The sequence below is a fragment of the Serratia sp. PL7 genome, from assembly GCF_945957435.1.
Map to the genome: position 1 here is coordinate 160,344 of NZ_CAMFLB010000014.1, position 21,710 is coordinate 182,053.

At 55.6% G+C, this 21,710-nt stretch carries 19 protein-coding genes; 7 read left to right on the plus strand and 12 right to left on the minus strand.

Annotated elements, in window-relative coordinates; translation table 11 throughout:
- Positions 1-108: 108 nt before the first annotated feature.
- Both nirD and nirB read right to left on the minus strand, forming a co-directional pair.
- A complete protein-coding gene (nirD, locus tag N6G83_RS36140) occupies positions 109-438 on the minus strand; it encodes a nitrite reductase small subunit NirD (protein WP_024482730.1) in 330 nt (109 codons plus the stop codon).
- Entirely contained in the window at positions 435-2,984 is a 2,550-nt protein-coding gene (nirB, locus tag N6G83_RS36145) for a nitrite reductase large subunit NirB (protein ID WP_024527562.1), read from the minus strand. Before nirB ends, nirD begins: the two co-directional genes overlap by 4 nt.
- 288 nt (positions 2,985-3,272) lie before the next feature.
- On the opposite strand from nirB, the gene N6G83_RS36150 reads away from it, so the two are divergent.
- Positions 3,273-4,556 (plus strand): cytosine deaminase, encoded by a 1,284-nt coding sequence (locus tag N6G83_RS36150; protein WP_211135823.1) that lies wholly within the window; start codon positions 3,273-3,275, stop codon positions 4,554-4,556.
- Positions 4,557-4,612: 56 nt separating this feature from the next.
- On the opposite strand, the gene tsgA is transcribed toward N6G83_RS36150, so the two are convergent.
- The 6 genes from tsgA to N6G83_RS36180 all read right to left on the minus strand — a co-directional run bounded on the left by tsgA (position 4,613) and on the right by N6G83_RS36180 (position 10,418).
- Positions 4,613-5,797 (minus strand): MFS transporter TsgA, encoded by a 1,185-nt coding sequence (gene tsgA / locus N6G83_RS36155; protein ID WP_024482728.1) that lies wholly within the window; start codon positions 5,795-5,797, stop codon positions 4,613-4,615.
- Between the two features lie 217 nt (positions 5,798-6,014).
- Positions 6,015-7,010, minus strand: coding sequence for a LacI family DNA-binding transcriptional regulator (locus tag N6G83_RS36160; RefSeq protein ID WP_211135822.1), 996 nt, complete (start codon positions 7,008-7,010; stop codon positions 6,015-6,017).
- 89 nt (positions 7,011-7,099) lie between these two features.
- Positions 7,100-8,410: a 6-phospho-beta-glucosidase gene (locus N6G83_RS36165; protein WP_074030295.1), complete on the minus strand. Its 1,311-nt coding sequence runs from the start codon at positions 8,408-8,410 to the stop codon at positions 7,100-7,102.
- Complete coding sequence (locus N6G83_RS36170) at positions 8,407-8,745, minus strand: PTS lactose/cellobiose transporter subunit IIA (protein WP_029710868.1); 339 nt, start codon at positions 8,743-8,745, stop codon at positions 8,407-8,409. The genes N6G83_RS36165 and N6G83_RS36170 overlap by 4 nt, the downstream gene beginning before the upstream one ends.
- Positions 8,746-8,770: 25 nt before the next feature.
- Entirely contained in the window at positions 8,771-10,096 is a 1,326-nt protein-coding gene (locus tag N6G83_RS36175; protein WP_024527557.1) for a PTS sugar transporter subunit IIC, read from the minus strand.
- Between the two features lie 16 nt (positions 10,097-10,112).
- Positions 10,113-10,418 carry a PTS sugar transporter subunit IIB gene (locus N6G83_RS36180; RefSeq protein ID WP_024527556.1) on the minus strand — a complete coding sequence of 102 codons (306 nt, stop codon included), beginning with the start codon at positions 10,416-10,418 and terminating at the stop codon, positions 10,113-10,115.
- A 308-nt stretch (positions 10,419-10,726) separates the two neighbouring features.
- Here N6G83_RS36180 and ppiA point away from each other — a divergent pair, with 308 nt between their 5' ends.
- The 4 genes from ppiA to N6G83_RS36200 all read left to right on the plus strand — a co-directional run bounded on the left by ppiA (position 10,727) and on the right by N6G83_RS36200 (position 15,538).
- A complete protein-coding gene (gene ppiA, locus N6G83_RS36185; RefSeq protein WP_024527555.1) occupies positions 10,727-11,296 on the plus strand; it encodes a peptidylprolyl isomerase A in 570 nt (189 codons plus the stop codon).
- A 167-nt stretch (positions 11,297-11,463) separates the two neighbouring features.
- Entirely contained in the window at positions 11,464-13,149 is a 1,686-nt protein-coding gene (locus N6G83_RS36190; protein WP_260524115.1) for a sensor histidine kinase, read from the plus strand.
- The gene (btsR, locus tag N6G83_RS36195; protein ID WP_021181680.1) at positions 13,149-13,874 is read left to right on the plus strand and encodes a two-component system response regulator BtsR; all 726 of its coding nucleotides are present in this window, start codon (positions 13,149-13,151) and stop codon (positions 13,872-13,874) included. Before N6G83_RS36190 ends, btsR begins: the two co-directional genes overlap by 1 nt.
- Before the next feature lie 137 nt (positions 13,875-14,011).
- A complete protein-coding gene (locus N6G83_RS36200; protein ID WP_211134533.1) occupies positions 14,012-15,538 on the plus strand; it encodes a helicase HerA-like C-terminal domain-containing protein in 1,527 nt (508 codons plus the stop codon).
- 236 nt (positions 15,539-15,774) lie between these two features.
- Here N6G83_RS36200 and N6G83_RS36205 read toward each other — a convergent pair whose 3' ends face one another.
- Both N6G83_RS36205 and N6G83_RS36210 read right to left on the minus strand, forming a co-directional pair.
- Positions 15,775-16,098 carry a helix-turn-helix domain-containing protein gene (locus N6G83_RS36205; RefSeq protein ID WP_065684948.1) on the minus strand — a complete coding sequence of 108 codons (324 nt, stop codon included), beginning with the start codon at positions 16,096-16,098 and terminating at the stop codon, positions 15,775-15,777.
- Positions 16,082-16,441 carry a type II toxin-antitoxin system RelE/ParE family toxin gene (locus N6G83_RS36210; protein ID WP_211134532.1) on the minus strand — a complete coding sequence of 120 codons (360 nt, stop codon included), beginning with the start codon at positions 16,439-16,441 and terminating at the stop codon, positions 16,082-16,084. Before N6G83_RS36210 ends, N6G83_RS36205 begins: the two co-directional genes overlap by 17 nt.
- Before the next feature lie 217 nt (positions 16,442-16,658).
- On the opposite strand from N6G83_RS36210, the gene N6G83_RS36215 reads away from it, so the two are divergent.
- Together N6G83_RS36215 and N6G83_RS36220 are read left to right on the plus strand one after the other, a co-directional pair.
- On the plus strand, positions 16,659-17,234 hold the full coding sequence (locus N6G83_RS36215; protein WP_024527551.1) for an aminodeoxychorismate synthase component II: 576 nt from the start codon (positions 16,659-16,661) through the stop codon (positions 17,232-17,234).
- Between the two features lie 94 nt (positions 17,235-17,328).
- Complete coding sequence (locus tag N6G83_RS36220; RefSeq protein ID WP_024527550.1) at positions 17,329-18,546, plus strand: aspartate aminotransferase family protein; 1,218 nt, start codon at positions 17,329-17,331, stop codon at positions 18,544-18,546.
- Positions 18,547-18,588: 42 nt separating this feature from the next.
- On the opposite strand, the gene N6G83_RS36225 is transcribed toward N6G83_RS36220, so the two are convergent.
- Together N6G83_RS36225 and crp are read right to left on the minus strand one after the other, a co-directional pair.
- Entirely contained in the window at positions 18,589-20,664 is a 2,076-nt protein-coding gene (locus N6G83_RS36225; protein WP_065684951.1) for a YccS/YhfK family putative transporter, read from the minus strand.
- A 56-nt stretch (positions 20,665-20,720) separates the two neighbouring features.
- Positions 20,721-21,353 carry a cAMP-activated global transcriptional regulator CRP gene (gene crp, locus N6G83_RS36230; RefSeq protein WP_005969523.1) on the minus strand — a complete coding sequence of 211 codons (633 nt, stop codon included), beginning with the start codon at positions 21,351-21,353 and terminating at the stop codon, positions 20,721-20,723.
- Positions 21,354-21,710 lie beyond the last annotated feature (357 nt).

Below are 21,710 nucleotides of genomic sequence, written 5' to 3' on the forward strand. Positions count from 1 at the left end.
TTGCCTTTGTGGTTCTTACTCCCTACTTTCCGTAGCTGCATGGGCTAACCGCTTGCCCTGTGCAGCACCCTCTCCCCTTGGGAGAGGGTTACGGTGAGGGGCGAAGGATTACTTAGCCGCCACCTGAACCAGGCCGTCGACTACCCGGCTGGCGAAGCTGGCCACGGAGCGGCTCTCATCTTCCAGACAGAAACCGTCATGCAGGCGGAAATGCTGTTTTTTCAGCGGGCTGGCGACCCACAATTCACCCTGATGCTCGGCAATCAGGCCGCGAGAAAGCACGCTGGCCTGGGCAAACGGGTCGATATTGCTGATGGCAAACAGCCGCTCGTCGGCATAGGGGCGGAATATCGCCACCTGCTGGGTGCCGATCAGCGCACAGACGCCGGTCGCGGGCAGAATATCGGCGATGGGGCAAACGGTGATCCACTGGCTCATGCGTTGTTCTCCTCGGTTTCCAGCAAGGTGACGGGAATGCGTTCATCCGGGCGTGCTGGGCGATGTTGCTCGCGCTCGGCCACGACCTGAACGTTAGGATCGCGCTGGCTGTTGTTAATAAAGTGAGCGAAACGCACCTGCGATGCAGGATTTTCGACAGTTGCTTTCCATTCGCAGATCACCGCTTCACGCAGGCGGGCAATTTCGGTTTCCAGCTGTGCGTTGATGCCCAGCTTGTCGTCGATAATCACCTTGCGCAGATAATCGATGCCGCCTTCCAGGCTTTCCAGCCAGACCGAGGTACGCTGCAACTTATCGCCGGTGCGGATGTAGAACATCATGAAACGGTCGAGGTAACGCATCAGCGTTTCGTTGTCGAGATCGGCTGCCAGCAGGTCGGCATGGCGCGGTTTCATCCCGCCGTTGCCGCAGACATACAGGTTCCAGCCGTTCTCGGTGGCAATAATGCCAACGTCTTTCCCCTGCGCCTCGGCACACTCGCGGGTGCAGCCGGAAACGCCAAACTTCATCTTGTGCGGAGTACGGATGCCTTTGTAGCGGTGTTCAAGCTGTACGCCAAAGCCAACGCTGTCACCCACGCCATAGCGGCACCAGGTACTGCCGACGCAGGTCTTCGCCATCCGCAGCGCCTTGGCGTAGGCGTGGCCGGTTTCGAAGCCGGCGGCGATCAGCTTGCTCCAGATGGCGGGCAGATCGTCTTTCTGCGCACCGAACATGCCGATACGCATCGAGCCGGTCATCTTGGTGTACAGGTTGTATTCTTTGGCAATCTGGCCGACGGCGATCAGACCTTCCGGCGTGATTTCACCACCGGCAGAGCGTGGGATCACCGAGTAGGTGCCGTCTTTCTGGATGTTGCCCAGGAAGTTGTCGTTGGTGTCTTGCAGCGGCGTGTGCTGCGGCTTGAGCACATACTCGTTCCAGCAGGAGGCCAGCAGTGAACCAACGGTCGGTTTACAGACTTCGCAGCCGTAACCCTTACCGTATTTCGCCAACAGCTCGTCGAAGGTCTTGATGCCTTCAACCCGGATCAGGTGATATAGCTCCTGGCGGGAATAGGCAAAGTGTTCGCACAGGTGATGGTTAACCTCGATGCCCTGTTTGCTCAGTTCGGCATTCAGCACCTGGGTGATCAGTGGAATACAGCCGCCGCAGCCAGTACCGGCCTTGGTCTCGGACTTGATCGCCGCCACGGTATGGCAGCCCATATTCACCGCTTTGATGATATCGCCCTTGCTGACGTCAAAGCAGGAACAGATCTGTGCGGTTTCTGGCAGCGAATCTACGCCGATGGCAGGCTTGCTGCCGGCATGGGCTGGCAGGATCAGGCTGTCCGGATTTTCCGGTAGTTCGATGTTGTTGAGTGCCAGCTGCAGCAGGTTACCGTAGTCGCTGGTATCGCCGACCAGCACCGCACCAAGCAACGTTTTGTTGTCCGCGCTGACGACCAGGCGCTTATATACCTCTTTGCTTTCATCCAGATAGACGTAGCTGCGGGCGCCTTCGGTACGGGCGTGCGCATCACCAATACCCCCAACATCGACCCCCAGCAGCTTCAGCTTGGCGCTCATATCGGCACCCTGGAAGCTGTTTTCACGGCTCAGCAGATGGTCGGCGGCGACCTGAGCCATCTTGTAGCCCGGCGCTACCAAGCCGAAGGTGCGCTGCTGCCAGGAGGCGCATTCACCAATGGCGTAAACGTCCGGATCGGAGGTCTGGCAGTTATCGTTAATCGCAATGCCACCGCGTGGGGCGGTAGCCAGCCCGCACTGGTGAGCCAGTTTGTCCTGCGGACGGATGCCGGTGGAGAAGACGATAAAGTCGACCTCCAGCTCGCTGCCGTCGGCAAAGTGCATGGTTTTGCGTGCGCTTTTGCCGCCGTTGATGATTTCGGTGGTGTTCTTGCCGGTGTGGACTTTGACACCCATGCGTTCGATCTTGCGGCGCAATTGGTCGCCGCCCATCGGATCGAGCTGTTCTGCCATCAACATCGGCGCGAACTCGATCACGTGGGTTTCCACGCCCAGGCTTTTCAGTGCGCCAGCCGCTTCCAGGCCGAGCAGACCACCGCCCACCACTGCGCCACGTTTACTGCGGCGGGCGCAGGATTCGATAGCGTTAAGATCTTCAATTGTGCGGTAAACGAAGCAGTCCTGCGTCTCTGAACCTTTGATCGGCGGGATCCACGGATAGGAGCCTGTCGCCATGATCAGCTTGTCGTAATATACCGTGCGGCCGGTATTGGAGTGGATCACTTTCTCTGCGCGGTTAATGGTGATCGCGCGCTCGCCCACCAGCACTTTGACGCCCTGTTTTTCGTAGAAGCCTTCGCGGACCAGCGAAAGTTCTTCGGCAGTGTGGTGGGAGAAATAGGAGGAGAGATGCACGCGGTCGTAGGCGATGCGCGGCTCTTCACAAAAGATGGTGATGTCGAACTGGTCTTTGTCTGCCTTTTCCAGCAGATCTTCGATAAAGCGGTGGCCGACCATGCCATTGCCGATGACCGCGAGTTGGACTCTGCTCATTATTGCCTCAAAATTCTGATTTCCTGGATGTACCTTATTCCTCCCAGAAGGCAATTTATTGATGCAGGTCAAGTTAGCCTTTATATACCTCTAAGGTGGTATATCTATGATTTTTATCGATATTTGATAAGTTGCGGTTTTTACTCAACTTTAGCTGAATCGAGCCAGTTAATGGGGAAAGTACTCCTTGGGGAGTAGCTAAAGGGGGGAGGTGCCAAGCGGCGATTTTGTCAGCTCGTCATTGCCCAGTATGATGAAAGAAATGGTGAGCCGAGCAGAGGTAAAAAAATGGCGAACAATCCGGTCAAGTTTATCGATAACCTGCGCCTGAGCGGGCATGAGGGGCTATGGCAACTGGCTATTGAGCAGGGGCGGATCGCGCATATCATTCCACAGCCTGAGGGTCTGGAGTGGCGCAGCGACGTGTTGGATGCCGAAGGCGGGCTGGCGCTGCCGCCGTTTATCGAGCCGCATATCCACCTGGATACTACGCAAACCGCCGGGCAGCCCGCATGGAACCAGTCCGGCACGCTGTTTGAAGGCATTGAACGCTGGGCAGAGCGCAAAGCACTGCTCACCCATGAAGACGTAAAGCAGCGCGCGTGGCAGACGCTGAAATGGCAAATCGCCAACGGCGTGCAGCATGTGCGCACTCATGTTGACGTATCCGATCCTACACTGACCGCGCTGCGCGCCATGCTGGAGGTCAAGCAGGAGGTCTCTCCTTGGATCACTCTGCAGATCGTGGCCTTTCCTCAGGAAGGGATCATGTCATATCCCAATGGGGAAGCCTTGCTGGAGGAGGCATTACGGCTCGGGGCGGATGTGGTCGGGGCTATCCCGCATTTTGAATTCACCCGCGAATACGGCGTGGAGTCGCTGTACAAGGCTTTTGCCTTGGCACAGAAATATGATCGGCTGGTGGACGTGCACTGCGACGAGATTGACGACGAGCAGTCCCGCTTTGTGGAGACCGTGGCCGCGCTGGCATTGAAGTTGGAGATGGGCGGCAAGGTCACTGCCAGCCACACCACCGCGATGCATTCCTACAATGGGGCCTATACCTCAAGGCTGTTCCGGCTGCTGAAAATGTCCGGTATCAACTTCGTGGCCAACCCGTTGGTGAATATTCACCTGCAAGGACGTTTCGATACCTATCCTAAGCGGCGTGGCATCACCCGGGTGAAGGAGATGCTGGAGACGGGCATCAACGTCTGCTTTGGTCATGACGACGTGTTTGACCCCTGGTATCCGCTGGGCACCGCTAATATGTTGCAGGTGCTGCATATGGGGCTCCACGTCTGCCAACTGATGGGCTATGGCCAGATCGATGACGGATTGGATCTGATCACCACCCACAGCGCACGAACCCTGAATCTGACGGATTACGGTTTGTGTGCAGGCAATAGTGCCGATTTGGTGATCTTACCCGCAGACAGCGGTTTTGACGCAGTACGCCGCCAGACGCCGGTACGCTATTCGATCCGTGCTGGTGCGGTCATCGCGGCCACCCAGCCTGCGCAAACTACGCTGTATCTGGAGCAGGAAGAGCAGGTCGACTTCAGGCGTTAGACATAAAAAAAAGGGTTCTGCGTTGGCAGAACCCTCATGGGGAAAACTAGCAGCAGTTAGTGCGTGGTATGCCCATGGTTGCGGTGCTTGGTCACAAAACCGAGCAGCAGACACATCACAAACACGGCCAGATACAGGCCGTTGGCCGTAGTCAGCGCGGCATGGACTCCGCTGCTGGCAACGATTGGGCCGGTAACTACGAAGGTCAGCATGGTGCCGATGGTGCCGCAGGTCAGGATAAAGTTGACCAGTTTCGGTGAGGAAACCTTGGTTTGCTGCGAACCGAGCGTGATCAGCGTGGTGTAGATCGCGCTGGAGACGAAGCCCAGAGCCATGATGTAGTAGCTCAGGTACTCAGGATTATCGGTGCTGATAAACAGGTACATGGCACCCGTTGCCAGCGCAGCCAGCACGGTGACGATGCGTTGCAGGTCAAAGAAGCGCAGCACGAAGCTGAACACCCACATACCGATCATGTAAGAAGTCCAGAAATTGCTGACCACCTTGCCTGCCTGGTCGATATTCATGCCGAAGGTTTTGGTGGCGTATTCCGGTACCCATTGGATAAAGCCCAACTGGCCAAGAATGTAGCACAGCGCGGCGATAGCCAGGAACAGCACGCCGACACCCCATTTCTCTTTCACCACCGGCTCGCTGCTTTTCTCCCCTTTGTCACCCAGAACCGGGAACTCGGAACACAGCGTCAGCACGAAGATGGCCAGGTACAACACCCCAATGCAGGCGTAAACCCAGTACCAGCCAATGCTACGCGCCAGCAGCATTGCGGCGATGATCGGGAAGATCATCCCGGCCATGCTGAAGAAGGAGTCGGTAAACAGCAGGCGTGAACCGCGTTGACGGCCAGCATACATATGGGTGATCAGGAAGGTGCCGATCGACATGGTGATACCGCTGACCACGCCGAGCACAAACATGCACAGCGAGAACAGGGTCAGGCTTTTGCCTACCATCAGCCCGGCGATGGCCAGCAGCATCAGGATAAAGCCAAAGATCAGCTGACGTTTCAGCGGAATGATTTCCATCAGCCAGGCATTGAGGAAGATTGAAATCAAAATACCCGCGTTAAGGAAGGTAAAGGTATTGCTCATGCTGGAAACCGGCAGATTGAAATACTCTGCGATGTTTCCCATCACCATCCCTGTGACGATCACTAATGCACCGGTCAGCGCATAAGAGAAGAAGCTGATCCAGGTTAGCCGGATGCGGTTGCTGTCATTCATGTATATAGGCCTGATTATCTTTGTTGTGGTTTATACCCGTGGGCCGTCAGACCGAAACCTGAGATCCCTGGGGTTTAAAGCTGGCATAAGGCCGCAGGTTTTTCCTGGTAAAAACTGGAAAAGATCCCGATCAGGCCACCAGGAGGCGGATCCTAGCATAGACAACGGGAGTTTATGTGACGAGCATCGATTTTTTGATGCAAGGGATGAAAGGTTTTTAGATTTTTATGTGATCAGCTACCGGTGTGGCGATCGAATCGCGCTGGATGATGGTCGGCTCAAAGCTCACCGGTGCGGTCTGTGGATCTATCAGCAGGCGAGCGGCATATTGCGCCATCTCGGTAATGGGGAAATGCACGCTGGTGAGCGCCGGGCGGACAAACGGCGCTCGCTCGCCGCTGTCGTAGCAGATTAGCGAGATATCCTGTGGTACGCGCAAATGCCGCTCATTAATCGCCAGCAGGGCACCAATCGCCATTTCTTCGTTGCAGCAGTAAATCGCCGTAGGCAGCGCTTTGCTGCGCAGCAGTTGGTCAGCGCACTGGTAGCCGCTTTCCAGGTCATACACCCCTTCCGGGCAGCCTAGCGGTTGCAGATTGGCGGCCTGCATCGCATTGAGGAACCCTTGTAACCGCTGTTGGCTGGAGGCTCGTTGGGCTGGGCCACTGATACAGGCAATGCGCCGATGACCGGCATCGATCAACTGCTGGGTAGCAAGCTGGCTGGCGTAAATGTGATCGAAGGTGACACAGCGATCTTCCAGGCCCGGGACCAGGCGATCCAGCAACACAAAGGAGCGCTGTTCGGCAGCCAACTGGCGTAGCCGATCGTCGCTGAGGCAGCGCACATGCAGGATCACGCCGTCGCAACGCAGGCTGAACAGGCGTTGGATCGCCAGCAGTTCATTTTCCGCACTATTGCGGCCTTGGGTCACCAACAGCTGTTTACCGTTGGACTCGGCTTCGGTTTGGACGAAATCCATCAGGGCACCAAAGAAGCCGCCTCGGTATGAGGTGGTGACCAGGCCCAAGGTGTTACTTTGGCTGGATGCCAACGCCCTGGCCGCCGGGTTGGGGGTATAGCCCAGTTCGGCCACCGCCCGTTTGACCTTCTCGCGGGTGAGCGCTTTGACCTTGTTATCGCCGTTGACCACGCGTGACACAGTCGCGCGGGATACACCCGCTATCGCTGCGACATCTTCCAGTGTCACCATTTTGCTGCTCCTGATTACGGGCTTATCCCCCCACTTGATCAGATTACAGGAGATAAGTGGGCCCGGCGAGCCGAACCCAATGTTGATGGTTATGCGTTAAACTGCGGCAAATAGGCTTTATTCACCTCCAGCACTTCTTCCAGCAGCGGCTGGGCAATTTGGGCGTTGGCGACCAGGGGATTGGTGACCAGTGCCAGCAGCCCACTGCGGCGATCGCCATGCACGGCGGCTTCTATCGTCAGCCGTTCATAGGCTTTAACCTGCTGGGTCAGCGCATGCATTGAATCCGGCAGTTGGCCAAACGTCAGCGGATGAGCGCCCTGGGCATCGACGATACAGTTGGTTTCTATCACAGCATCGTCTGGCAAACCGCGAATAGCGCCACGGTTTGCGGTATTGACCACTAATTGCGTACCGAGATTGTTGTGAATGGCACGGATCAGCTCCAGCGCCACTTCGGAATAGAAGGAACCGCCACGGAAACTGAGCTGCTCGGGCTTGCTGTCGAGATGCGGGTCTGCATACAGCTCGAACAACTCCTTCTCTACTTTCATTACCTGTTCGGCACGGGTACCGCGTTCGGTTGCGGCGGCAATCTCTTCTTCCAGCATCTCTTTGGTCTGGTAGAAATAGCGGTGATAAGGGCAGGGGATCGCCCCAACGGCGCGCAGGAACTCTGGCGGCCAAGGCTCTTCCTTGATGTTGTTCATGGTCAGCGCGGCACCGTCACACAGCATGTCGATCACTTTGCCGGTCACGTCCTCGCCGTTTTGTAGCACCTGGTGGACCCACACCATGTGGTTCAACCCGGCGAATTGCAGCTGCACCTCGGCGTAAGGGGCCTTCAGCATATTGGCGATCATGTGATGCATGCTGATCGGCACGTTACACAGGCCGATGATTTTCGCCTTGGTATAGCGCGAAACGGCTTCGGTCACGATGCCAGCCGGGTTGGTAAAGTTGATGATCCAGGCATCGGGTGCCAGTTGTTCAACCTTGCGGGCGATATTCAGCATCACCGGGATGGTGCGCAGCGCCTTGGCAAAACCGCCAACGCCGGTAGTTTCCTGGCCGATCAGTTGGTATTTCAGCCCCAGGCGCTCGTCGGCGGCCCTGGCAGGCAACTGACCCACGCGGAACTGGGTGAGGACGAAACTGGCACCGCGAATGGCCTCGTCCAGGTCGAAATGCACGCTGACCTTCACCTGCTCCAGGCCGTTACGAGCCAACATTCGCTGGGTTAATGCGGCAATGATCTCGACCTTCTCCCGGCCAGGCTCAACGTCCACCAACGCCAGCTCGGTCACCGGCAACTCTTCAATTCGCAGGATCAGGCCTTCCACCAGCTCCGGCGTGTAGCTGCTGCCGCCGCCAATAATGGCGATTTTTAATGAACTCATGAGCGGGCCTCCTGCAGTGCCTGACGGCGATAAAGTTCGATCATGTCATCGGCCAGATCCTGAATGACCATGGCGTTCATCAAGTGATCCTGCGCGTGTACGGTGATCAGGGTGATGGCCAGTTTGCCGCAGCCTTCGTCCATGCCGATCAGTTGGGTCTGAATACGGTGGGCCTGCTTCACCGCCTGCTTGGATTCGGCCATATGTTCGGCGGAGCCGGTGAAATCACCGGCACGGGCCTGTTGCAAAGCCATCAGCGCGCTACTGCGGGCGCTACCGGCAAATACCAGCAGCTCCATAATGGTGCTTTCAAAATCCTGGCTGACTTCAGCCATCAGTTCAGTCACGTTATCTCTCCTGTTACTGCGCGGCGGCGGCGTTGCTGGCTTCACGTTCAGCCTCGGCCTGCTCGTGTTCCTGCGCCAATAGTTGTTTTTCATACACCTTGAAGAACGGCAGCCAGATCGCCAGGTCTATCACCATCAGCACCAGCACCAATATGGCGGCACGGATATCCCAGGAGGCGGAGATCATCGCTCCCAGCGGTGCCGGAGCGGTCCAGGGGGCCATCGCCACCATTTTCTCCACCATGTCCCAGTGCAAGGCGAAATAAGCCAGAGTGGCGTTAACCATCGGCACCACAATCAACGGGATAAACAGCGTTGGGTTCATCACCACCGGCGAACCGAACAGCAGCGGTTCATTGATATTGAAAGCCGCCGGAACCACGCTCAGCTTACCGATGGTGCGAAGATGAATGGAGCGACTGCGCAGGTAGAGGAAGGCCAACACCAGCGTGGATCCAGAACCGCCGATACAGACATAGAATGACCAGAATGGCGCGGTCAGCGTTTGGGTCATGGCGGCACCGTTGGCGACCAGCGCGGCGTTAGTGGCCAGGTTAGCCATAAAGATCGGGTTCAGCAGGCCGGTCACGATGTTGTCACCGTGAATACCGGCAAACCACAGCAGGTTGGCAATCAGCACCGCCAAAAGGATGGCTGGCAACGTATCGCCGACGGAAATCAGCGGCTGGAACACCTGCATAATCGCGGCGGGCAGCAGCAGCTGGAATTCGCTCTGCATCAGGAGGCTGACGGGGTAGACCGTCAACAGAATGCCCACCACCGGGTACAGCAGTTCAAACGAACGGGCAATGGCAGGGGGAACCTGTTCCGGCATGCGAATGGTGATGTTGTACTTTTTCAGCAGACGGATCAGTTCGACTGACCAAATGGCGCAGATCAGGGCAGTGAATACCCCCTGGCCACCCAGAAAATCTAGGGACATCTTGTTGTCGACCTGTGGCGCAGAGGCCAGCAGGAATGCCATCAGCGACAGCAGCGCGGCGGTCAGGGCGTCCATTCCGTAGTGTTTTGCCAGACTGTAGGCGGTACCAATAGAGACAAATACGCTCATCAACCCCATGGTCATAAAGAACGGCATGGTGATGGTGTCCCAGTGCTTTTTGGCGAACCCTAACCAGGCTTGCCCGAAGCTGGAGGTGGTGGTCGCATCAAAAGGCGGGTTGGCGACGATCAGCATGATACTGCCGACGATCAAAAATGGCATCGCGCTGATAAAACCGTCACGAATGGCAATAATATGGCGCTGGCTACCGATCCGGCCAGCCAGTGGTGCGATATGGCTTTCGACCACGCGCATCAGGGAAGCGTATAGGCTCATGGGGTTCTCCGCGGCGTCAGGCGATCAGGCTGAGGGCTTTGTCTAATACCTTGTCACCGCGCATGGTGCCGTAATCCATCATGTCGATGACGGCAACCTGCAGGCCATGCGGCTCTGCAAGCTGGCTGAAGCGGGCCAGTTCGTACTTCACCTGTGGCCCTAGCAGCACCACGCTGGCGGTTGGCAACTCGGCTTCGAAATCCGCAGCCGCTACCGCCACAATCTCCACGGCCAGTTCGCGCTTTTGCGCTTCGGTTTGCATGCGTTTGACCAGCATGCTGGTGGACATCCCCGCGGCACAGCACAGCACTATCTTCTTCATCATTGCTCTCCAGTATTATTGTTATCAGCGCAAATGAGAGCGCTCTCATTTATTTAGCCTAGCTGGATTGCAGAACCAAACCGGGATTTGTGTCGCAAAAAACGATGAAGGGCGAAAATGGGCAAATAATGCGTGATCGGCTTGGCAAAAATCAGTACGGGGATCATACTGTCGGCAGGAAAAAACCGGGCGCACTCAGAAACGTCCGGCAATTGAGTAAATATAGGTAAATGGCTGGCGCTGCCGGGCGCAGCTCTTTAGAATCAAAGCGCTTTCCGTTGTTTGTATCTCAAAGAAAGGACCCGTTCATGTTCAAACGTACTTTAGTGACCTTCGTTGCGCTGTGTTCACTGACAGCCATGGCACCCGCCGCATTTGCCGCCGGTGAAACCCACGTCATGCTGACCACCTCGGCAGGGAATATCGAATTGGCGCTCGACAGTCAGAAGGCACCGGTCTCAACCAAGAACTTTATTGACTACGTGAACAGCGGTTACTACAACAACACCGTTTTCCACCGCGTGATCCCGGGTTTCATGGTTCAGGGCGGCGGTTTTACTGCGGATATGCAGCAGAAAACCACCAATGCACCGATCAAAAACGAAGCCGACAACGGCCTGCGTAACCTGCGTGGCACCATTTCCATGGCGCGTACCGCCGATAAAGACAGCGCCACCAGCCAGTTCTTCCTGAACGTGGCAGACAATGCGTTCCTCGATCATGGCCAGCGTGATTTTGGCTACGCGGTATTTGGCAAGATCGTTAAAGGGATGGACGTGGTAGATAAAATCTCCCAGGTACCCACTGGCAACGTCGGTCCTTACCAGAATGTCCCGAGCAAACCTATCGTGATCCTGTCGGCCAAAGTGCTGCCATAAATCACCCAAGCCGGTCTCTAGCTGGGGGCCGGCCTGCTTTTCCCTCCTGAATGTTTGCCTGCATCACTGTTTTTTTCGATCCCACGTGATTTAATTGCCCGCCTAAAACCAGACCGGATACCCGGCACTTATTTGATCGCCCCCGTTGTTCAGGATGAGCCGTTTTTATGTACGAATTTAACCAGGTGTTACTGCTGCTACAGCAGATGTGCGTGTATCTCGTCATTGCTTATCTGCTGAGCAAGACGCCGCTGTTTATTCCGCTGATGCAGGTGACCATCCGCCTGCCGCACAAGCTACTGTGCTACGTCATTTTCTCGGTGTTTTGCATTATGGGCACCTATTTTGGCCTGCATATTCAGGACTCCATCGCCAATACCCGCGCTATCGGTGCCGTGTTGGGCGGGCTGCTGGGTGGGCCTTCCGTTGGTTTCCTGGTTGGCCTAACAGGCGGCTTACATCGTTATACACTGGGTGGCATGACGGACGTTGCCTGTGCGATCTCCACGGTGGCCGAAGGGCTGGTTGGCGGCATTGTGCATAGCATTGCCATGCGGCGTGGGCGTATCGATCTGCTGTTCAACCCGCTGTTTGTCGCCGGGATTGCGCTGGTGGCGGAAGTGCTGCAAATGGCGATTATCCTGATCGTTGCGCGTCCGTTCCCCGAAGCGGTGCTGTTGGTGGAGCATATCGTCCTGCCGATGCTGATCGCCAATACTATCGGTGCCGCCATGTTTATGCAGATCCTGCTTGATCGGCGGGCGATGTTTGAGAAATACACCAGTGCCTTCTCCTCCAAGGCGTTGAAGATTGCCGAACGTACCGAGGGTATTCTGCGCCAGGGGTTTGACCAGGAAAACAGCATGAAGGTGGCGCGGGTGGTCTATCAGGAACTGGGCATCGGCGCCGTGGCGATCACCGATCGTGACAAGCTGCTGGCCTTTATCGGCATTGGTGACGACCACCATCTGCCGGGCACGCCGATCTCCTCGGTCCACTCCCATCGCGCTATCGATAACAACGAGGTGGTGTATGCCGACGGCAACGAGCTTTCTTACTGCTGCTCCATCAACGGCAATTGCAAACTAGGTTCGACATTGGTGATCCCACTGCGTGGTGAAAATCAGCGAGTGATTGGCACCATCAAACTGTATGAACCCAAGACCAAGCTGTTTAGCACCATCAACCGCACGCTGGGGGAAGGGATTGCCAGCCTGCTGTCGGCGCAAATCATGGCCGGGCAATATGAGCGCCATAAACAGCTGCTGGCCCAGTCGGAAATCAAACTGCTGCATGCGCAGGTGAACCCGCATTTCCTGTTCAACGCCCTGAATACGCTGGTGGCGGTGATCCGCCGCGATGGCGACCGGGCCTGCGAACTGGTGCAGTATCTGTCGACCTTTTTCCGCAAAAACCTCAAGCGTTCCGACGATGAGGTGAGCCTGGCGGACGAGATTGAACATGTGAACGCCTATCTGCAGATCGAAAAAGCCCGCTTTGCCGATCGGCTGGAGATCACCGTTTCGCTGCCGGAAGAGTTGCTGGCAGTGCGTTTACCGGCGTTCTCGCTGCAGCCGATTGTGGAAAATGCGATCAAGCACGGCACTTCGCATCTGTTGGGGATTGGCCGTGTCGATATTGGTGCCCGCCTCGAAGGCGATCACTTGCTGTTGCAGGTAACGGATAACGCCGGGCTGTTCCGTCAACAAGCCGGTGGCAGCGGGTTGGGGATGAACCTGGTCGATCGGCGTATCCGCGTGCGCTATGGTGAAGATTACGGTGTGCAGGTCACCTGCGAGCCCGAAGCCTATACCTGCATCACCCTTAACGTTCCCTTGGCGAGGGCTGCTTGATGTTGAACGTACTGATTGTTGATGACGAGCCCTTTGCCCGCGATAACCTGCGCCACCTGCTGGAAGAGGAAGAGGGCATCACCATTATTGGTGAATGCGCCAATGCCATTGAGGCCATCAGCCAAATCCACCGCTTGCAACCGGACGTGGTGTTCCTGGACATCCAGATGCCACGTATCAGCGGACTGGAAATGGTTGGCATGCTCGATCCGAACCGTATGCCCTACATCGTGTTTCTGACGGCCTATGACGAATACGCGGTGCAGGCCTTCGAGCAGCATGCGTTTGATTACCTGCTGAAACCGGCGGAGCCGAATCGGCTGAATAAAACCCTGCAGCGCCTGCATCAGCGCCGTGCTCCGCAGAATATTGCGGCGTTGGATGAAAGCGCAGGCTACCTGAAATACATTCCCTGTACCGGCCACAGCCGGATTTACCTGCTGCGTTTCGACGAGGTGATTGCCATCCGCTCACGCTCGACCGGGGTGTATGTGGTACGCAATGACGGCATGGAGTGTTTTACCGAACTAACGCTACGCACGCTGGAAAGCCGCACGCCATTGGTGCGCTGTCACCGGCAATATCTGGTGAACCTTGAGCAGGTCAAAGAGATCCGTTTTGAAGAAAGTGGCACGGCGGAAATGATTATGTCAGTGGGGGAGCCGGTACCGGTCAGCCGCCGCTATCTCAAATCGCTGAAAGAAGAACTGGGGTTACGGGGATAGCGTTAAGCGACTCGGTTTGGCATGAGGGCACCTGAATGGTGCCCTTTTTGTTTGTCCTTGACGGGTTTACCTCTCGCTTATAGCCTTGATGATATCAACGGGCGCATTCGCGCCGTAATGGGTTATAGGAACAGCAAATGAGCGAAGCACGGATTATTGCCAAAGCGATGAAAGACGGGAAACCGGCACAGGATCTGGTCATTTTGCCTGCCCTGGCTAACCGCCACGGGTTGATCACCGGGGCAACCGGTACGGGTAAAACGGTCACCCTGCAAAAGATGGCGGAGCAGTTCTCACGCATTGGCATTCCGGTATTCCTGGCGGACGTTAAAGGCGACCTGTCAGGCATTGCGATCGAAGGTGTTCCCTCCGAGAAGTTGCAGGCGCGGTTAGCCGCGATTGGCGTTACCGACTGGCAACCCCAAGCCTGTTCGATGATCCCTTGGGATATTTTTGGCGAAAAGGGCCATCCCATCCGTGCCACCATTTCCGATCTTGGCCCGCTGCTGCTTGGCCGCCTGCTGGATCTGAACGAGGTGCAGAGCGGTGTGTTGCAGTTGGTGTTCAAGATCGCCGATGACAACGCCTTACTGCTGCTGGATATGAAAGACCTGCGTGCGATGGTGCAGTACGTCGGGGATAACGCCAAACAGTTTCAAACCCAGTACGGCAACATCTCTTCGGCCTCGATCGGGGCGATACAGCGTGGTTTGCTGACGCTGGAACAGCAGGGGGCCAATCAGTTCTTTGGCGAGCCGATGTTGGATATCAACGATCTGATGAGAACAGACGCCAACGGGCACGGCATTATCAACCTGCTGGCGGCGGATAAGCTGATTAACCAGCCGAAGCTGTATGCGGTGTTTTTGTTGTGGCTACTGGCGGAGCTGTTTGAGCATTTGCCGGAAGTGGGCGATCCGGAGCAGCCAAAGCTGGTGTTTTTCTTCGACGAAGCCCACCTGCTGTTTAACGATGCGCCACCGGCATTGCTGACCAAAATTGAACAGGTGGTGCGCCTGATCCGTTCCAAAGGCGTGGGCATCTACTTTGTCACCCAGAATCCCTTGGATATTCCGGACAGTGTTCTGGGCCAGTTGGGTAACCGTGTCCAGCATGCGCTGCGGGCCTTTACGCCACGCGATCAGAAAGCGGTGAAGGCCGCGGCACAAACCATGCGTGCCAATCCAGACTTTGATGCGGAAACGGCAATCACCGAGCTAGGCGTGGGCGAGGCATTAGTTTCCTTCCTGGATGAGAAAGGGCGGCCGAACGTGGTGGAGCGTGCGATGGTGATCGCTCCGGAATCGAAAATGGGCATGCTGGGGGACGAAGGGATGAACAGTGCCATCAATAAATCCCCGCTCTACGGACGCTATGAAGATATGGTGGATCGTGAATCTGCCTATGAAAAACTGGCCGCAGGTGGTTTTGCCACTGTGGGTACGCCACAGCCTGGGCAACCGGCTCAGAAACCGGCCGCAGGGCAGGAAAGCGGCGGTGGCTTGATGGGCGGCTTGAACGAGATCCTGTTCGGCTCCACCGGTCCACGTGGCGGTAAACACGACGGCATCGTACAGACCGCCGCCAAGAGCATGGCGCGCGATCTGGGCCGCCAGATCCTGCGCGGCGTTTTAGGCTCGATCATGGGTGGCCGTAAGAAGTAGGTCTGTGATTCTTTTGTGGGGCTCAGCATACTGCGTCCGTTTAGCTTTGCCAGCGCTTTCAAGCCTGGCAGACTACACCCCCGTACGCAGCTTGGCAGTCAGAGCAGATTTCGCAGACAGTGTCTGCGAAATGGCTTGCCTCACAAATTTCTCTGATAGCATCTGAGCAATTTCCAGACCAAGGCCCTAAAACTGCTCAAGATGCTGGGTGTGAAACTGGATGATTGAGCAAGTTATTAAATCAACACCTTAAGCCCATGTTTCAGGACCACGGTAAGTAACTTCAACGACAGGCCACTGGGGCGTTTTGCGCCGCTTTCCCATTTTTGGACTGTAGAAACGCTGGTGTTCAGATAACGGGCAAAGACTGGCTGGCTGACATTGAGATTTTCTCGTAATGCTTTTATTTCAAGTGGTTGAAGATCTTTGACGTTGCTGATGCAGGCTTGATCGAAGCTACGCATTGTCTCCTGCGGGATGGCATCGACGCTGAATAACCCAGAGGCTGCACTATGGATGGCTTCAAACGCAGGACTTTTGAATTTACTTTTTGCGGTCATGACAAATCTCCACCAGCTCTTTATTTGTAATCAATGCCATAATCTTTTCATCTGTAAGTACCGCATAGCACTTTGCTAACTCTCGAAATCCAGCAAGTTCACGTTTATCGATGTTGACCATATCCTGTTTAGCATACAGGAACGTGTAAAACCAATGCACTCCGCCTTTGGCTAATATTATGGCGCGATCACGATTCTCCCTTAGGCGCTTCTTGTATACTCCGCCTCCGAGGTCATCGGCCTTCCCTTCTATCACTGCGTCAATAGCCCGACATAATTCCCTATCTTTGATGCCATGAGATTCGGCCGTTTTGGCAAACCATTTGGTTTTAAATACGCGCATTAGGTTGACATCCTGTTACCTTAACTATAGCACTTAGTGCTATATTACTCTCTTTTTTAGCTGATTCAACGTTTTCAAATCAGCAAAACTGGCCGTCTTTATGGAGGACTGTTCGAACGTGGCTATAGGTGTAACGGCGAAGGTTAGATAAACTCGGCTATCTAGCTATTTGATACGGGCGACCGTAACGAGCCTTAATCACGAAGTTAATTTAAACATGCTGCTGCTGATCGATAACTACGACTCTTTTACCTACAACCTCTATCAGTACTTTTGCGAACTGGGTGCAGAAGTGCTGGTGAAGCGTAACGATGAATTGCAACTGGCCGATATCGAGCGGCTGGCACCGCAGCATCTGGTGATCTCCCCTGGCCCCTGTACGCCGAACGAGGCGGGCATCTCTCTGGCTGCCATTCGCCATTTTGCCGGTAAGCTGCCGATCCTTGGGGTCTGCCTAGGTCATCAGGCGTTGGGCCAGGCGTTTGGTGCCGACGTGGTTCGCGCCCGGGAGGTGATGCATGGCAAAACTTCTGCCATCCGCCATAATAATCTCGGCGTGTTCAAGGGATTGAATAATCCGCTGACCGTCACCCGCTACCATTCGCTGATCCTGGATGCTGCCACGTTGCCGGATTGCTTTGAGGTGACCGCCTGGAGCGAACGTGACGGCGAACGCGATGAGATCATGGGGATCCGCCATCGGACGCTGGCGCTGGAAGGTGTGCAGTTCCACCCGGAGAGCATTCTCAGCGAACAAGGGCACCAACTGCTGGATAATTTCCTTGGAAGTTAGCCGTTAGTGGCTTTTTAAGCTTGCCCTTGTTTGGTTTTTTATGCATATTTTGTGATTATATTTTCACTTAATAGTTAGCCGCCTGGAGCCAGTAATGACCGAAAAAACCGCAGTCACCCGCAGCACCTTTGATCAGGTTATCCTGCCTGTTTATGCACCGGCCCAGTTTGTGCCGGTGAAGGGCAAGGGGAGCCGCGTATGGGATCAGCAGGGGAAAGAGTATATCGACTTCTCTGGTGGTATAGCGGTGACTGCGTTGGGGCACTGCCATCCGGCACTGGTTGAGGCTTTAAAGCAGCAGGGCGAAACCTTGTGGCATACCAGCAACGTGTTCACCAATGAGCCCGCGCTGCGCCTGGCCACTAAATTGATCGCTGCTACCTTCGCCGACCGGGTGTTCTTCGCCAACTCGGGTGCAGAGGCTAACGAGGCGGCTTTCAAGCTCGCTCGCCATTATGCCATCACCCGTCATAGCCCGTATAAGACCAAGATCATCGCGTTTAACAACGCTTTCCATGGCCGTACGCTGTTCACCGTTTCCGTGGGTGGGCAGCCAAAATATTCCGACGGCTTTGGGCCGAAACCGGCCGATATCGTGCATGTGCCCTTCAACGATCTGGCCGCGGTGAAAGCGGTGATGGACGATCACACCTGTGCGGTAGTGATGGAGCCTATTCAGGGGGAAGGGGGCATTACCGCCGCCGATCCTGTCTTCCTCAAGGGCGTGCGTGAACTCTGCGATCAACATCAGGCGCTGCTGGTATTTGATGAAGTGCAAAGCGGTATGGGCCGCAGCGGCAAGCTGTTTACCTATATGCATTACGGCATTACGCCAGACATCCTCACCACCGCTAAAGCGCTGGGCGGTGGTTTCCCGGTGAGTGCGATGCTGACTACCGAAGAGATCGCCTCGGTGATGCAGGTTGGCACTCATGGTACTACCTACGGCGGTAACCCACTGGCCTGTGCAGTGGCAGAGGCAGCGTTGGACGTTATCAACACGCCAGAGGTGCTAAGCGGGATTGAGCAGCGTCACGGGCTGTTTGTGCAGGCTTTGCAGGAAATTGGTAAAAAATACGATGTGTTCAGCGATATTCGTGGCATGGGGCTGCTGATTGGTGCAGAACTGAAGGCGGGCTATCACGGCAAAGCGCGCGATTTTCTCACTGCCGCCGCTGCGCGTGGCTTGATGATCCTCAACGCTGGGCCAAACGTGATCCGTTTTGCTCCTTCGTTGGTGGTTGAGCTGAAAGATATCGACGAAGGCATGGCGCTGTTCGAATTGGCCGTACAGGATGTGATTAAGGCTTAAGTCATTTGCCGGGGCCGAACTTCAGCATCGGCTCCGGCAACCTCAGCTTTCCCGCAGTTTGCGCTTCAGCCAGATCCCATGATGTGGGCGCTGGCGCCATGCCAGTGACGAAATGGTATGCATCACGGTCAGGTGAGAAAGGATCCGCCGCAGGTGGCGTTCCATCTCGGTGATCGGCATGTCCGGGTGCAGGTCCGGCGGCTTCATGATGCTATTGCTGGTACTTGGGCCGTCATATTCCAACCGCTGCTGGCAGCTCTGCAAGGCTATCTCACAGGTTTGCAGATACTCCTGAGCCAGCTTGGGCGTCAGCATATAGTGCTCGCGCGCCAGAATGGTCATCGCATTCAGGTGTTCAACGATAAACTGGTTATGGGTGATCCACAGCCGCATATCTGCCAGATAATTCGATTCAAACCCCGGCTCCTGCATCGCCTGATTGAGCGAGGTAAACAGGGCGTTATGCGCCTGGTTGACCTGCATACGCGTGTAGGCCAGTTCACTGGGGTCCGGTTCCTGCTCTTCCAGCAATAATCGCAGTGCCGTCTGATCGTGCTCTAGCGCCTGATGGGCGTTTTTACGCAGCAGGCCACTCTGCCACTGCGGCCATAGCCAGATCGTGCCGCCAAACACCAGTACGCAGCCAATAAGGGTATCGATCAGGCGGGGAACCAGGAAATGGGTGCCATTCAGCGCCAGGAGTTGCAAGGTGTAGACGGCGGTCACGGTAAAGCCCATCACCGCCAGCCCGTAGTTTTTCCGCAGGATCAGATAGGCCGCCAAGGTGATCGCCAACATGATGCTCAGCGTCACGTTCTCCGGCATCTGCAGTTGCAGCAGTCCGGCGGCAATCACCAACCCGGCCAACGTGCCGAGGGCACGGTGCTGGATCCTCACCCGCGTGGCGTTATAGCCGTTTTGACTGACCAGCATGATGGTCAGCAAAATCCAATAGGGTTTTGGCAGGTTGAACAGCATGCCCAGGCTACTGCCTGCCGCCAGAATGACCCCCAGCCTGGCGGCGTTGCGCAGGGCGTTGGATTTAAACGACAGATAGCTCACCACCGCGGGCCAGAACGGCAGACGTGACTGATTGGCCATCAGATTGCGGCGGTAAAGCGGGTGCTGGGTGCGCAGCAGGCGTGCGATGCGGCTGAAGTGGTAATAGCAGAACTGGCCAACCGGGTTATCGGCGTGCTGTGAGGCCACTTTTTCCAGCGCCGCCAACTCATTCTTCATACTGAAACGCGCAGAGTGCCGATGATAGAGAATATCGTCGGCCACCACCCGCAGGCGCGTGGCGATCACCTGGGCGTTGCGGCGGATAATCGCTTCGGCCTGGCTTTGCTCCACCAGCTTTTGTACTTCTTCCGGCAGATGCAGGCTGACGGTAATGTGCTCTTGCAAATCGAGCGCCACCTGAAACGTACGTTGCAGGCGCTTTTGCTCCAGGTTATTGGCATGGGGCAGGAAATTAAGCTGTTGGTATAGCAGACTGATCAGATCCATCACTTTCTGTTGGCGTTGCAACAGCGGCGGCAGGGCAGTTTCTGGATCGGTATGTTGCGTCAGTAATGAGTATTTGGCTTCAAAATAGTCGGCCAACTGCATATACAGCTGGCTTAAGGATTCGCGCATCGGCTGCTCTTTCCACAGCTTGAACCAGGCCCAGGTAAACAACCCGTACCAGGCGGTGCCGACGATATACAGTAAAGGGGCATGCCAGATTGGCACGGTGCCTACCATGCTGAGGGAAAAGATGGCGGCAACCAGTGCGGCTGGTAGCAGGCGGGCATGCAGCGGACTGATCTCACCGCTGACGCCGAGCAACAGCGCCATTCCCAGCATCAGTAAGGGCAGGGGAAGGTCCCACAGCAGGGCTTGTTGCAGCAGAAAGCTACTGAGTGCGAATAGGGAGCCACCCACAACCAGGCGTTTGAAAAAGCGTTTGTGTGGCGTATCCAGCCCGGCAATGTTGCAGCAGGCGGGCACCAACGAGAACAGCATGCCGAGTTGCAGGTTGCCAATCAGCAAACCAAACGCCACCGGCAGGCACAACACCAGCGTTTGCCGCAGTGCGTAGTTGACTTCCGGATGGTAGATCAGGCGGCGCCACATGGTTGGCTATTCAGTAGGTAAAGAAACGGCGCATTGCTGCACCGTTTCCCTGGGGATTAACGCGTACCGTACACGACAATGGTTTTGCCGTGCGCGGAGATCAGGTTTTGATCTTCGAGCATTTTCAAAATACGACCGACGGTTTCACGTGAGCAACCGACGATTTGGCCAATTTCCTGGCGGGTGATTTTGATCTGCATGCCGTCTGGGTGAGTCATGGCATCAGGTTGTTTTGCCAGGTTCAGCAAGGTCTGAGCAATGCGGCCGGTAACGTCAAGGAAGGCGAGGTTACCCACTTTCTCTGAGGTGACTTGCAGGCGGTTAGCCATCTGTGCGGACAGGCGCATCAGGATATCCGGGTTAACCTGGATCAACTGGCGGAATTTCTTGTAGGAAATTTCAGCCACTTCACAGGCGGTTTTGGCCCGTACCCAGGCGCTACGCTCCTGGCCTTCTTCAAATAATCCTAGCTCGCCGATGAAATCCCCCTGGTTAAGGTAGGACAGGATCATCTCTTTGCCTTCTTCATCTTTAATCAGCACCGCGACGGAGCCTTTGACGATGTAGTAAAGCGTTTCGGCCTTTTCACCTTGGTGAATCAGCGTACTCTTCGATGGATATTTGTGGATATGGCAATGAGACAGGAACCATTCGAGAGTCGGGTCTGTTTGCGGTTTGCCGAGAACCATTCGCTGTTATCCTCTGTTGTTATCGCTGCCTTGTATCACAGGGGTCAGAGTTCCCTGTAAAACGTGCTTATAGCCCGGTGTTTTAATTGTGGCTATCAACAGGTTTTGAGGCGTGTTATAGAAATACGCTTGTGCTCTAGCATATTAACTTGCAGGGAGAGCTGCAAGCTACATTCTGTTAACAAACCAATATAGGGGCCTTTCCTTGGACATATCCCTGAAATCGGTGACCTGGAAAGAGTTATTGCGGCTCTGTTTGTAGCACAGAGTGAGGCGGGTGTCTTGTGTTGTCTCGCTTCAGCATGATTAGGGTCAGGTTACGTTGCCAGAATGTATGCGAAAGCGTACCCTGTTTTT